This window comes from Streptomyces sp. NPDC005925, from assembly GCF_040638805.1.
Lineage (GTDB): Bacteria > Actinomycetota > Actinomycetes > Streptomycetales > Streptomycetaceae > Streptomyces.
Genome location: NZ_JBEXVL010000043.1, coordinates 1 through 12,846, shown reverse-complemented (window position 1 = coordinate 12,846; position 12,846 = coordinate 1). Strand labels below are relative to the sequence as shown.

Genomic DNA, 12,846 nt, shown 5'->3' with positions numbered 1-12,846 from the left:
GCCGGACCCGGCGGGCCGGGGAAAGCCCCGCGGCAGTCAGGATGCGTTCAGGTAACCGCTGGCAACGTCCTGCCCATGACCTACGAACTCTCCGAGACTCCCGAGGCCGAACCGGGCACGAGTGCCTCCGCTCGCCCCTCCCACCGCCTGCGCTGGAACAAGGTCCCCGAGGTCACCGCCTACTTCTGGATCATCAAGATGCTGTGCACGACGGTCGGCGAGACCGCGGCCGACCTGCTCAACGAGAAGGCCGGCCTGGGCCTGACCGGCGTGTCGGTCCTGATGAGCGCGCTGCTCGCGGTCGTCCTGGTCGTCCAGTTCCGTACCACCGCCTACCGAGCGGGCGTGTACTGGCTCGCCGTCGCCCTCATCAGCGTCGTCGGCACGCTGATCAGTGACAACCTCACCGACAACATGGGCGTCCCGCTGGAGGCGAGCACCGCGGTGTTCGCGCTCCTCCTCGCGGTCGTCTTCGTCGTCTGGTACCGGCGGGAGGGGACCCTTTCCATTCACAGCATCGACACCACCAGCCGTGAGGCGTACTACTGGCTGGCCGTGCTGTTCACCTTCGCCCTCGGCACGGCCGCCGGCGACCTCGTCTCCGAGCGCATGGACCTCGGCTACTGGCTCTCAGCGGTCCTGTTCGCCCTGGCCATCGCAGCCGTGGCGATCGCGCACTTCGCGCTGGGCCTGGACGCGGTGTGGAGCTTCTGGATCGCCTACATCCTGACCCGCCCGCTCGGCGCCTCGATCGGCGACTACCTGTCCCAGCCGACCGGCGACGGCGGTCTCGGGTTCGGCACCGTCGTCACGAGCGGGCTCTTCCTGGCCGTCATCCTGGGCCTGGTGGTGTACCTGGCGGTGACCCGCAAGGACGTCGCGGACCCCGCGCGAGTGACGCGGCAGGCGGCCTGAACGGCTGGGAAGGCGATCACCGCCTCCACCACCCCGGACTCGACCACCGGCGAGGACCCGGCCGGCGCCGAAGCGTCGGCTGCCGAGGCGGCCGCACCGGACCCCGCGAACGAGGACCCTGGCCAGCAAGTCCAGGAGGAAGCAGTGGCAGACGAATCGGAACCCGCGAGTATCCCGGCCGTCGGCCCACCAGCTGGAGACCTCGCCTAGGAGGTAGCCGAGCCTGCTGTAGACGTCGAAGTTCCGCCCGAGCCGCGGACCTTCACAGAGAAGGTCCCCCTCGCCGCCGACACCCGGTACCAGCTCCGGCTGACAAGCGTGGAAGGCGAGTGCCCTCGCGAGGGTGAGCTGCGATACGGCGACGTCACCATTGCCGCCGTCCGCCTGTCCGTTACCGGGCGCTGGCTTACCCGGATGGCGGTCGACGGTACGCCCGCCGACATCACGCAGCTGAACGACTCACCGCTGGACGCAGCGCATCAGGGCGCGTGATGTTCGCGGTGATCACCGGGGAGCCGTACGGAGAGCCGCCGGTCGCGGCCGACGCCCCGGGGGCGGCTGTCGCAGGTGACGGCCGAGTGGTTGGGCAAGTTCCGTCGGCGGGTGCTGGCGCGGGTACGACGGGCGGCGTAGCGGCTGGAGCAGGCCGAGCAGGAACGGGACCGGGCCCTGGCCGATGCCCGCTGTTGCAACGGACCCTTCGTCAGGCAGAGCGCTCGGCGGCGTGGCGGGGGCTGACACCAGAGGCTGGCTGCTTGTGATCGTGCCGGAGAAGCAGATCTCATGTACGTGAGGTCAATGAGCACCGATTCCGGGATCGGTGCTCATTGACCTCACGTACATGGGTTCTGGCTCTGAATCCGTTCAGGTTGCGCGGCGCAGAGGGACGACAATGTCCTCGCCGGTGCTCTTCTCGCTGAGCCGGTAGTAGCTGATGTGTGCGAGGCGCTCGGCTTCATCGAGCCATCCGGCTTCCACGACCTGGCGCCGCGTGCGGGAGAAGACAGTCGGGGACATGCCGACGAGCTTGGCGAGGTTGGCGCCGGTCTCGATGACGGCGCCGGCGCGGTCGGTGGGGTGCACCGCGTAGAGCATGACGACCAGGCGCTGGTTGGCGGTCATGCCTACGGTGCGGTGGAGGACGTCCAGGAGCTTTCGCTTGTCGTCGTTTGGTGTTTCTGCAGGTCAGGGTGCTCCCGTGCCCTGCGCTCTCTTTAGCAGTAGGGCAGGCTGTCACCTGCTGCTATCCCCCACACTCCGTGCCCCGGGAAGCAGTCGCGCACAGCATTGCTGAGCGCTCCCTGCGGGGCGTCCACATCCGCACCCAGTCCCACTCGTCGACAAAAGGCCTCGCTCCCTCCCTCATCCTCAGCCCACGAAAGCACGCCACGACGCGACCGCAGCGGACCAATCACCCGCCACGTGTGCCTCCATCAGCCCCCACCAACCCCAGCCACGCTGTCCCTTGACAACACCCAGCAAGCCGCAGCCGCCTGACCACCTCCAACCCCGTCGGTGCATCGGAGGCCCCCAAGGGCCGAGAATGTGCCGACCCTTAGGCGCGAAGAGCCGCACGTCGTCTGCTGCACCGCGATATCGCCCTGCTAGCCGTCCGGCCGCTGTGTGCCGACCGGACCATGCAAACGCTGCGCTGAATCCGCGTCGCCACCACGACAGCCCTGTCGGGTTGGTCGGCGGCGCCGGTGGCCTGGTCCCAAATCGCGAAGCGAATGGTCATCTCGGCTCGGTAGTGGACGGCGGTCATCAGGTGGCGGCGAGGTCGGAAGTGGGATGAGATCTTGATGAAGGCCTCGTCCAGGTGCCACTTGTCCCCGGGCCGGGGCTGCCGGCAGCGCAGTACGTTGGCGTAGGCCCGCCCGAACTTCGCGCACCAGCGGCGGACCGTGTCATAGAAGACGATCACACCGCTCTAGAGCATCAGCTCCTCCACCTCGCGGAAGCCGAGCGGGAAGCGGGAGTACAGCCACACACAGTGGGAGATCACCTCGACCGGGTACTGCGGTGCGCTGTCCACGGACGACCCCTCCCAGCGTGACCCACCCGAAGATCATCCCTCCCGGACAGCCAACGTGACAGTGCCGTTCATGGAGCCTGCTCCCCGACCGGGGAAGGGGCCGAACCCTCCTTCGTTGCGGATGCCCTTGAGTCACCTCGCAACGGGGAAAACCAGGCGAGCGCCGCGATGACCAGACGGAATATGCCGCTCACCACCATGATCAGGTAGATGTTGTGGAAGTTGTTCTCCAGGACGCCGCCGAGCAGCGCGGCCAGCGGGATCGAGGCGAAGGCCAGCATGCGTGTGGTCGCGACGACCCGCCCCAACAGAGCTCTGGGAACCACCTTCTGGCGCATCGTGAACCAGGTCACCACGTTGATCGAGGCGCAGCAGAAGAGCAGCGCCCAGTCCAGGCCGATGAGCACGGGGTTGCGCAGGGGGATCAGGATCAGGGTGGTGCACCCCGCGATCACCGTGGTGACGATGATGATGCGCCCCGGGGCGAACCTTTCGTTGAGGTGCCCGGCCAGGGCCGCGCCCACGAGGGCCCCGACGCCCTGGCATCCGATCACCACACCGAGCACGGTCGAGCTCAGGTGCCGGTAGGTTGTCAGGTAGAAGACGAAGTTCGCCTGAACGAGCCAGGTGGCGAGGTTGGTTCCGGTGAAGATCAGAGATCCGGCCAGAAGCACCTTGTTCTTCTTGGCGATGTACTTACCGGCCTCGCCGATGTCCTTGAGGATCGACGATCGTACGGTCCTGTCCTGCCGGGGAGAGCCCACCTTGCCGATCAGCAGGATGGCCCCGGCCGAAACGAAGTAGGTGCACGCGTTGAAGGTCACCGTCGTGCCATAGCCGAACAACGCGATGGCGCCGCCCGCCACGGCTGGTCCGAGCATCACCATCAGGTTGTCGCCGGACTGCATCCAGCTGTTGGCCTTGCCCAGCTTCTCCTTCGCCACGATGTCGGGCAGAAGGCTCTGGAACGCGGGATGGTAGACGGGGTCCACGCACCCGAGCAGAAACGCGGCCAGGAGGATCGGCCAGAGGTGAGTGGTTCCCGCGGTGACCAGAACGGCCAGTGCTGAAGCGAGGGCCGCTGCCGCGAGGTCGCCGCTGATCAGGATGGAGCGCCGGTTCCAGCGGTCGGCCCAGACGCCTCCGGGCAGCGAGAGGAGGAGGAAGGGAACATATTCGACGACATACACAAGGCTGGTGCTCAGCGCCGATCCGGTCTGGTGCAGGACCAGGAGCGGAAGGGTGATCCTGTATACCCAGTTGCCTATCGACGAGGTCAGATAGGCGCCCAGGAGCAGGTAGTACCGCTTTCCCATGTCAGCCGATCGTAGAGGGGATGGCGCGTGCGGCTTCCCCGCACACCGGGCAGTCCGCTGCCCTGGTCCAGTGTTCCGCCTCGGTCATCGCGTAGTCATGGAAACGCAGTTCCATCAGACGATTGGTGGCGACGGCGGGGGCTACTCCGGTGACCAGGCGTGTCAGTTCGCCGAGTAGGAAGCCCGTCGTCATCGTCACCAGCGGGCCGAACGCGGCGTTGTCACCACCGATCCGGCGCTCGGTCTTCTCGTTGAGGAGCCCGTCCGAAACGGGGTCGGTCTCGGATACCTGTCGTCTCCAGCACTGCACGCAGCCGGTCCTGCCCGGAATCACCGTGTAGTAGAAGGCACGCTGGGTGTCCAGGCCACCCGTGGTGAAGGGAATCCCGGTCTGTGCGCAGGCATGGTTGACCCAGCTCATGATCTCGACCTTTGGGCGGTCCGCGACACAGATCACGACGTCACATCCGGTGATGACGTCGATGACGTCCTGAACCGAGCTGATCTTCATGTCCACCGGGTCCACGTGCATCCGGGAGTTGAACTCCTTGACCCTTTCCACGGCCAGCGGAAGTTTGGGCTGCCCGAGATCGGACTCACGGTAGAGAATCTGCCGGTTCAGATTGGACAGCTCGACGCGATCGAACTCGACCACGCGAACGTTACCGATGCCCAGTCCGGCCATGTCGAGCAGGAGATGGGAACCGAGCCCGCCCAGCCCCAGCAAAGCCACCTTGCAGTCGCGAAGTTTCGCCTGCATCTCGTATTTGTTGTCGCCAAGCCGTGCGTACGAGCCGAAAAAGTTGATATTCCGTTTCCAGCGCCCCAGTTCGTATGCGTCGAGGAGTCCCTCGGACGAGGCGGCCGCGTTAAGCAGGAACCCCGCAGCGTCGAACTGCTCCAGCACGGCTATCGTTTCCTCCAAGGTCACCTCAGGGTGATCAGCAGACAGCGCTTCATGGACCGCCTCGGGAGACCGGGAGCCGTCCAGGAGTGCGAGGAGCTGGCGAACAGCGCCGCTGGGGTCGTCGACCATCGTGACTTCCCCGAAGCCGTTGATGAGGACTTTCGCGCCGGTGCCGTAGACAGGGTTGGTGTGCTTCAGAAGAGGCAGTACGTCCTTGTCCATGGGCATGAGCACTCCTAGGGGATTGCTTGCAGGCGTGATTGACACAGGGCAGTACCCGCTCGCGGGTACTGCCCTGTGGGGGCACCGTAGGCCATGCCTCGGCATCCCGATCCGTGGTCGGCGGGCGCTTGGTCCGCTCGCCGACTACGGGTGACGGTGCTGGCGGGGCGTTCAGCCCTCGCCGACGACGCCGGCCGTGCTCGACTTCAGGGTCTTCAGCTCGATGGACATACTGACCACTCCTTCCTCGTCTCATATGACACTGGCGTTTCCGTCCCAAAACGGAACGGAAACCTCTTGAGGCATCCAGAAGCAACCCGACCGGATTCCGCCGTACGGGAGCCTCTTGAACCGGCGCAACACTTGCATATGTTGTAGCTCCTGTGAGCATTTCGTGGGGGTCACGTTTCTGCCACGTAAAAAGAGGAGGGGGTCAAAGCATGCTGAAGAGGGACCTGGCGGACCAATCGCATGATGCCCCGGGCGACAAGCACAGTTGCGCCGTCTACGTTGCTCTCCTCTCGGCCCAGGGCTCGACCCTCGCCGAATTGCATGAAAAGACGGGGCTTCCCCCCTCCGTATTCACGGCGGCCATGGAACGGCTGCACCGCCTGGGTCTGGTCGAAGGCGACCCGTCAGCAGATGGACGGTTGCTGGCCGTACCGCCGGCCGCGGCCATGATCCGGACCTGCGGTGACGATCTCCAGTCTCTGGCGGAGAAGCAGGAGAGGGTATACCGCGTCACCGCCTCGCTCTCGCCGTTCACCCGTGTCTACAGGGAGGTACCGGGTGGCGACGGGATGGCCACGTCCGGCAGGCGGTTGCTGAACCGTGGGGCGGTAGGCGAAACCCTCTGCGAACTAACGGCGGGGACACGCGGAGAGATACTCACTTCGCTGCCGACGGGTGACCCGGAGGAGTTCCTCACCTCCACGGAGAACGCGCTGCGGCGAGGGGTCCGGCTGCGGGCGCTGTACCAGAGTTCCGCCCAGTTCAACCGGGCCTCGGCGCAGGGCGCGCAACGGCTGATCCGGCTGGGTGCCGAAGTGCGTTTGATCGAGGACGGCTTCATGAAGATCGTGGTGTTCGACCGCAGCACAGCCGTCCTGCCACGAGGAGACGGCACCGAAGGAGCCCTGGTCGTCCAGGACCCGAGTATCGTCGACTTTGCCGTCAACGCCTACTCACGGGCATGGGCGGAAGGAAGTGCCTTCCCCACCCAATACAGGCGACAGCAGGTCCTCGAAGCCTCCGACCGCACGAAACGCGTCATCATGAAGCTCCTCGCGGAGGGGGCTGAGGTGGCCTCGATAGCCAAGCGGCTCGGTATCTCCCCCCGGACGTGTCAGCGGCACATCTCCGAGATCATGCACAGACTGGGAGCGCGGAACCGGTTCCACGCCGGATATCTGATGAGCCAGCGCGGCCTGGTCGATTAGCGGATGAGAAGGCGCGCGGCCTCACCCATCCGAGACCTGCGGTCGATGGAGCACGCGACGGACTCGCCACCCGCATCGCTGGCGACGGATCCCCTACCGCGGGCGGCGACTACGAAACGAGCGCGTTCGGGGCGACGTCGCCCGGACCGCCGGCGGAAGCCCGCGCGTGGGGGGGCATGATGGCTTCGTAAGCGGTGTGATCGTCTTCTATGAGACGGTCCGCCGCTGGTGCGCGAAGTTCGGGCGGGCCTACGCCAACGTACTGCGCTGCCGGCAGCCCCGCCCAGGGGACAAGTGGCACCTGGACGAGGCCTTCATCAAGATCAACGGAGGGCGGAAGAACCTGTGGCGGGCCGTGGACGCCGACGGCACCGTGCTCGACATCCTGGTCCAGAACCGGCGGGGCACCGCTGCGACCAGGCGGTTCTTCCGCGAACTGCTGAAGAAGACCCGTACGGTGCCGCAGGTGATCGTCACCGACAAGCTCCGCTCCTAACGGCAGGCTCTCGGGGGTCGGCTTGTGGTGGTGCTCGAGGTTCACGAGCGGCGGTCTGCTCGCGGGTGGCCAGCGCGTCCAGGACCTCGGCCTCCGCCGCGCTGCGGACGTCGTCCGGTTCACCCCGGGCGGAGTACCCGAGCTGGGTGATGCGGGTGCCGGCCTGGACCAGGGTGTGCAGGTAGCCGGCGCCGCCGGTTTTGGTCAGGTCGCCGCGTTTGGCGAGTTCCGCGGCCGCGGTGATCGGGTCGGCGGGTTCGCCCTTGTCGGCGCGTCGTGCCTGCGGAGCTGACACGACGCGCCGGCCCTACAGGCCGGAAGCCACCCGGCCGCTCCGCGGCCCCCTCCCGGCGGCTCCGCCGCCGAAATCCCCTCTGCTCCGCAAGGTGATTGACACGGCGCCACTCCGTGACGCCGAAGGAATTCGCTCCGCGAATCGAAAAGACGCAACTGCAGGAGAGGCTCCGTACGTCCAGAACGTATCTCTGCGTTTACGAGCCGCAGAGATACGTGAGGGAAATCACTGCGACCCGTGCGTAAGCACGTGGTTTCCTAGATTGCGAAGCCCACCGAGCTGACGTATTCGTATTTGCCCCATTGGCTGCCCAGGTTGACTATTTGGTCGATCCAGGCGTTGTCGAGGGCTTGGGTGTCTCCTCGGGACCAGGCGTCGATGATGGCGTCCCAGTGTCTGATATTCAGGCGCCGATATTCGAGTACTCGTCGGTGAGGGACGGGTACGTGGGTTTGGTCGAGGGGGTGGATTTCTACTCGGGTTCCGCCGTTTGCGTTGAGGCGTCCGAGTAGGTAGCGGGCCACGTTTTGGCGGCGTAGCTTCCCGTATGCTGCGTCGATCTTGGCCAAGTTGGCTTTTTTCGGGCGTTGTTTGCCCGCGATCCAGGCTTTCAGGGTGCGTGGGGTGACGGTGATGCCGGCGTCGCGCATGGCGTCGCGTCCGGCCTGGGACCGGGTGAGATAACGCAGCCGGGCGGCGAGGCCGCGGCGGGATGTGACGGGGGATGCGATGCCCTGGGTGAGGGAATCGAGAACTCCGGCCGCGGCTTCGCTTCCGCGTCGGCCATCGGCCCCGTAGCGTCCGAAGTCATGTGTTCTGTCCGGCATTTGCGCTGTTTACCGTTCCTGGGTGTCCACGGTGTAGACGTCCTTGACCTTCACCTGTGAGACCCCGCGCCCTTCTGTGAAGACGTGCCGCCATTCGCCGGCGATGTGCAGTTCGTCGGTGCCCATGGCTCTCATGACGGTCAGTCCTGCCGTGTGCGCTTTGTAGGCTTTCAGCCAGAGATTGACGAATGCCTGTGAGCGGATGATGTGCATCCAGTCCGGTCGGTAGATCTGCCGGTTGAAGTTCGACTCGCCCATCGTGGACACGAACTTAGAATACATGGATTTCACGTATTCCAGGGCGACTTCGTCATCTTCCTCAATGGCATTTTCTCGTGCGTCCCGCAGTACCTGGCGGAATTTCTCGAAGAGGTGCTCCGTCGATCCCGAGGTCCAGGATTCGTGAATGACCGGCGGGTCGCAGAGCCGTCCGTACTGATCTGTGGCGAGGCGTTGCAGAAGGCGCAGCGTGGGTTCGGTGACCCATACCGGTCCGGGTTCGTCGCGGTTTCCCAGCGGGTTGGGGAGGTGGTCCTGGTGGTCCCATTCGGGTGGGGTGACGAGATGAATTCCGGAGCGGCGGCGTGAGTGGGCGTCACCGGTGGAGTGTTCGAGGGTGCCGAGCGGGAGGTGGGTCTTGAGGGCGGAGAGGTAGGCGCCGTTGATGTCAAGGGCCGTGACGTCGAGCGCGCCCGGGGGCGGGTAGAGGCGGGTCCAGTTGGGGCGGGCTTCCCATACCTCGTCGGCGCCGTGTGCGGATTTCTTGCGCAGGATGTCCGGGAGGGGCGGGTGGCCCACGACGTCGTAGCGCGCCCCGATGCGGCAGCGGTCGAGCAGGGCCATCGCGTCGGGGATGGCCCGGCGTTGCAGGGCTGCCGTGGCGGCCTGGATGTCGCCGTTGTGCTTGGCCAAGGCGTCGCGGACGGCTTGGGCGATCGGTTCCGTGGTCCCCGCCCCGGATCCGCCCGTCGCCGCGGTGCTGCCCGCGCCGGTACCGGCCGGAGTGCGGGTGCCGACCGCGCCCCGGGGACCGCCCGTCGGGCGGGTGTCGGCCGTCGGGCGGGTGTCGGCCGTGGTGCGGGAAGGGCTTTCGGTGTGGCGGGGGCCGGGGGCCGGGTCCGGTCGCCGGAGCCCGGGGCGTACACGTTGTTCCGGTTCCGCCGACCGGCTCGGCGCGGGCGTGGGCCGGGGTGGGGCGCAGTCTGCGGCGTCGAGGTGTTGGGGGTAGCCCTCGAGTTGTTCGGTGGCCGGGGCTCCGCACAGTACGCATGGCTCGGGCGTGGCCAGGTGGTGCGGGTCCGCGGGGGTGGTGGGCTGGGAGGGCCGCGGGCCGGTGGGGGCGGGGGGAGCGGGGGGTTCCTTCTCGGCGGGGGGCGCGGTGGGGGTGCCGAGCCGGGTCTGCAGGCCGGTCAGTAGGCGGCGGTAGCGGGTGCGGGCTTCACCGGTGGGTTCCCAGCGGCCGGTTTCCCAGGCGCTGATGGTCTCCCGGCTGACCCCTACGGCTTCGGCCACCTGGGCCTGGCTCAGCCTGGCGGCGCGGCGCAGCTCTTTGCGTACGGCCGGCGCGGGCAGTTCGTCCGCGGTCACGGAGGCGAGGAGTGCGTCTACGGGATCCATCGCTGCCCTCTCTCCCGGTCCTCTCCCGGCCTGCTCGGGTCCGGCTTCACACCTGGTTCCGTCCGGCCATGCACTTCACATTTGGCTTCGCATCGTACGTCTCGTGGCTGGTGGAGGGGGTGTGGGGGCGTCGCTGGGCGGCTCGTACGGCTCACCCTCCGATCCACTACTCACTTGCTAATGGGAGTTGCTATCATTTGGGTATGGCTCTCAAGAATCGTTGGTTAGCGCTGATCGGTCTGACGATCAGCGTCCTTGTCATCGGCTTCGACCTCACGATCCTCAACGTCGCCCTGCCCACCATGGCCGCCGACATCGGCGCCGACACGGGCGAGTTGCAGTGGATCGTGGACTCGTACGCCGTCGTCTACGCCGCCGCCATGCTCCCCGCGGGCCTCCTCGGCGACCGCTTCGGCCGGCGCAAGCTGCTGGTCGCCGGGCTCGTGGTCTTCCTGGCCGGCTCCGTGCTCGGAGCGCTCGTCGACACCCCGGGCATGGTCATCGCCGCCCGTACGGTCATGGGTATCGGTGCCGCGCTGATCATGCCGCTGACGCTGTCGGTCATCCCGACCCTCTTCAAGGGTCCGGAGCAGACCAAGGCGATCGCGGTCATCACCGTGGGCATGTCGATCGGCATGCCGCTCGGACCGCTGGTCAGCGGCTGGCTCCTCGACCACTTCTGGTGGGGCTCGGTCTTCGTCTTCAACATCCCGCTGGTCGCCATCGGCATCGTCGCCTGCCTCCTGCTGATCCCCGAGACCCGCGACCAGTCGGCGCCCACCATCGACATGCTGAGCACGGTGCTGGGCATCCTCGGTCTGGGCGCGCTGATCTACGGCGTGATCGAGGCTCCCGCCGAGGGCTGGACCGACCCCGTCATCCTCGCCTCGATGCTCGTCGGTGTGCTGATGCTCGTCGGGCTGGTCGTACGGGAGCGGAGCCAGAGCCGCCCCATGGTGGACCTGGAACTGCTGAAGAACCGCGCCTACCGGTGGAACACGATCATCGCCACGCTGGCCATGTTCGTCTTCATGGGTCTGATGTTCGTCCTGCCGCAGTATCTCCAGGCCGTGCAGGGGCACGACGCCTTCGGCACCGGCCTGCGGCTGATGCCCCTCATGGCCGGCACGATCATCGTGGCCCGCGCGGTGCCGCCGCTCACCGCCCGCTTCGGAACGCGCCCGCTGGTCGTCGCGGGTGTCGCCCTGATGGGCGTGGCGATGCTGCTCGGCTCCACCACGGAGGCCGACACCGGCTACGGCTTCACCGCGCTGTGGATGACGCTCACCGGTCTGGGCATCGGCTTCGTCCTGGTGCCGGCCCTCGACAGCGCCCTGGCCTCGCTGCCCAGGGGCCGTGAGGGCACCGGCTCCGGCCTGATGACCACCATCCGACAGGTCGGCGGTGCCTTCGGTATCGCGCTGCTGGGCAGCGTGCTCAACGGGGCGTTCACCGACAGGCTCGACACCGACGGCGTGCCGGAGCCGGCCGCCGAGGCTGCCAAGGAGTCCGTGGTCGCCGCCCAGACGGTCGCCGCGAAGCTGGACATCCCGCAGCTGGCGCAGTCCGCCGAGTCGTCCTTCGTCCACGGCATGGGGCTCGTGCTCCTGGTCTGCGGCATCGCCGGCCTCGCCACGGCCGTCCTCGGCGCCTTCGTCCTGCCGAACGACCGCAAGGAGAAGCAGATGCAGCAGGAGGCAGGTGAGCAAGCCCTTGCCGAGTCTGTATCCGGCGCGGCCGACGGTGTCCGACAATGAGTCCCATGCCCTCAGCCACATCCGACGCGCCGTCGTCCCTGTCGCCCACAGTCTCTGAAACCGGCCTCGGCCTGCGTGAGCTCAAGAAACTGCGCACACGCAGGGCGATCCGGGAGGCGGCGCACCACCTGATCGACGAGCGGGGTTACGACAACACCACCATCGAACAGATCGCCGCGTCCGCCGAGGTTTCGCCGAGCACCGTCTTCCGGTACTTCCCCAGCAAGGAGCACATCGTCCTGACGGACGACTACGCCACGTCCAGCATCGAGTTTCTCCGCGCCCGTCCCGCGGACGAAGCGCCGCTGGTCGCGCTGCGGGCAGCCATGACCGCGATGGTGCGCGCTCTGTCCGAGGAGCTCGGCGAGGAGTACCGCTGGCGGCGGAAGCTCGTCCGTGAGGTGGCGCCGGTCCGGGCGTTGATGCGCGAGAACCAGGACAAGATGGTCGCGGCCGCGAGCGCGGTGCTCGCCGAGCGGACGGGCCGTCCGGAGACCGACCTGGAACTCCGTGTCCTGGTGGGTGCCGTGACGGGCAGTCTCCATCAGGTGCTGTGGGGCGACCACGACCAGGAGACCACGCTGCCGGAGATGATCGAGCGGGCTCTGGCGGTGCTGGAGCGCGGTCTGACGTTGTAAGGGTGCGGCTGTAGGGGACAGGGCCTCTCGGCAACTCGTCGGTGGTGCGGTGATACCGACCGACGGAGTGCCGGGAGGCCCTGTTGTCCTACGGAGTCGGACGACGACCGGGTGGGTCGGGCCGCCCCCGGGGGTCTTCCACCCTCAGATCGTCGAGCTCACAGGTCCTCAGGTCCTCAATCCCTCAGGCCCTCGGGTCCTCAGGCCCTCAAGTCCTCGGGCGGGTCCTCGGGTCCTTGGGTCCTCAGGCCCTCAAGTCCTCGGGTCCTCGGGTTCAGGTCCTCAGGCGACGACGGTCCAGGTGTCGCCGCCGGTGAGGAGGGCTTGGAGGTCGCCCTTGCCGTGCTGCTCGACGGCCTTGTCGAGCTGGTCGGCCATCAGC

At 67.1% G+C, this 12,846-nt stretch carries 9 protein-coding genes and 3 pseudogenes; 5 read left to right on the top strand and 7 right to left on the bottom strand.

Annotation, left to right across the window (positions count from 1 at the left end):
* The first annotated feature begins 75 nt into the window (after window positions 1–75).
* A complete protein-coding gene (locus ABZ354_RS27705; protein ID WP_358661290.1) occupies window positions 76–915 on the top strand; it encodes a hypothetical protein in 840 nt (279 codons plus the stop codon).
* A gap of 864 nt (window positions 916–1,779) precedes the next feature.
* Here ABZ354_RS27705 and ABZ354_RS27700 read toward each other — a convergent pair.
* The 4 genes and pseudogenes from ABZ354_RS27700 to ABZ354_RS27685 form a co-directional block, all read right to left on the bottom strand.
* Entirely contained in the window at window positions 1,780–2,037 is a 258-nt protein-coding gene (locus ABZ354_RS27700; protein WP_358661288.1) for a replication initiation protein, RepL2, read from the bottom strand.
* 571 nt (window positions 2,038–2,608) lie between these two features.
* Window positions 2,609–2,950: pseudogene (locus ABZ354_RS27695) on the bottom strand (hypothetical protein); the annotation flags it as partial.
* 68 nt (window positions 2,951–3,018) lie between these two features.
* Window positions 3,019–4,266 carry an MFS transporter gene (locus ABZ354_RS27690; protein WP_358661287.1) on the bottom strand — a complete coding sequence of 416 codons (1,248 nt, stop codon included), beginning with the start codon at window positions 4,264–4,266 and terminating at the stop codon, window positions 3,019–3,021.
* A 1-nt stretch (window position 4,267) separates the two neighbouring features.
* The gene (locus tag ABZ354_RS27685; protein ID WP_358661285.1) at window positions 4,268–5,395 is read right to left on the bottom strand and encodes a ThiF family adenylyltransferase; all 1,128 of its coding nucleotides are present in this window, start codon (window positions 5,393–5,395) and stop codon (window positions 4,268–4,270) included.
* A 440-nt stretch (window positions 5,396–5,835) separates the two neighbouring features.
* On the opposite strand from ABZ354_RS27685, the gene ABZ354_RS27680 reads away from it, so the two are divergent.
* Together ABZ354_RS27680 and ABZ354_RS27675 are read left to right on the top strand one after the other, a co-directional pair.
* Window positions 5,836–6,834: a LuxR C-terminal-related transcriptional regulator gene (locus ABZ354_RS27680; protein WP_358661283.1), complete on the top strand. Its 999-nt coding sequence runs from the start codon at window positions 5,836–5,838 to the stop codon at window positions 6,832–6,834.
* 193 nt (window positions 6,835–7,027) lie between these two features.
* A pseudogene (locus ABZ354_RS27675) lies at window positions 7,028–7,327 on the top strand (DDE-type integrase/transposase/recombinase); the annotation flags it as partial.
* 85 nt (window positions 7,328–7,412) lie between these two features.
* Here ABZ354_RS27675 and ABZ354_RS27670 read toward each other — a convergent pair.
* From ABZ354_RS27670 to ABZ354_RS27660, 3 genes and pseudogenes are all read right to left on the bottom strand, one after another.
* Window positions 7,413–7,595, bottom strand: a pseudogene (locus ABZ354_RS27670) (DnaB-like helicase N-terminal domain-containing protein); the annotation flags it as partial.
* 287 nt (window positions 7,596–7,882) lie between these two features.
* Window positions 7,883–8,452: a transcriptional regulator gene (locus ABZ354_RS27665; RefSeq protein WP_358661281.1), complete on the bottom strand. Its 570-nt coding sequence runs from the start codon at window positions 8,450–8,452 to the stop codon at window positions 7,883–7,885.
* Window positions 8,453–8,461: 9 nt separating this feature from the next.
* Complete coding sequence (locus ABZ354_RS27660; protein WP_358661279.1) at window positions 8,462–10,069, bottom strand: helix-turn-helix domain-containing protein; 1,608 nt, start codon at window positions 10,067–10,069, stop codon at window positions 8,462–8,464.
* A 203-nt stretch (window positions 10,070–10,272) separates the two neighbouring features.
* Here ABZ354_RS27660 and ABZ354_RS27655 point away from each other — a divergent pair, with 203 nt between their 5' ends.
* Both ABZ354_RS27655 and ABZ354_RS27650 read left to right on the top strand, forming a co-directional pair.
* On the top strand, window positions 10,273–11,826 hold the full coding sequence (locus ABZ354_RS27655) for an MFS transporter (RefSeq protein ID WP_358661277.1): 1,554 nt from the start codon (window positions 10,273–10,275) through the stop codon (window positions 11,824–11,826).
* Window positions 11,823–12,464, top strand: coding sequence for a TetR family transcriptional regulator (locus ABZ354_RS27650; RefSeq protein WP_358661276.1), 642 nt, complete (start codon window positions 11,823–11,825; stop codon window positions 12,462–12,464). The genes ABZ354_RS27655 and ABZ354_RS27650 overlap by 4 nt, the downstream gene beginning before the upstream one ends.
* Window positions 12,465–12,846: the final 382 nt, after the last annotated feature.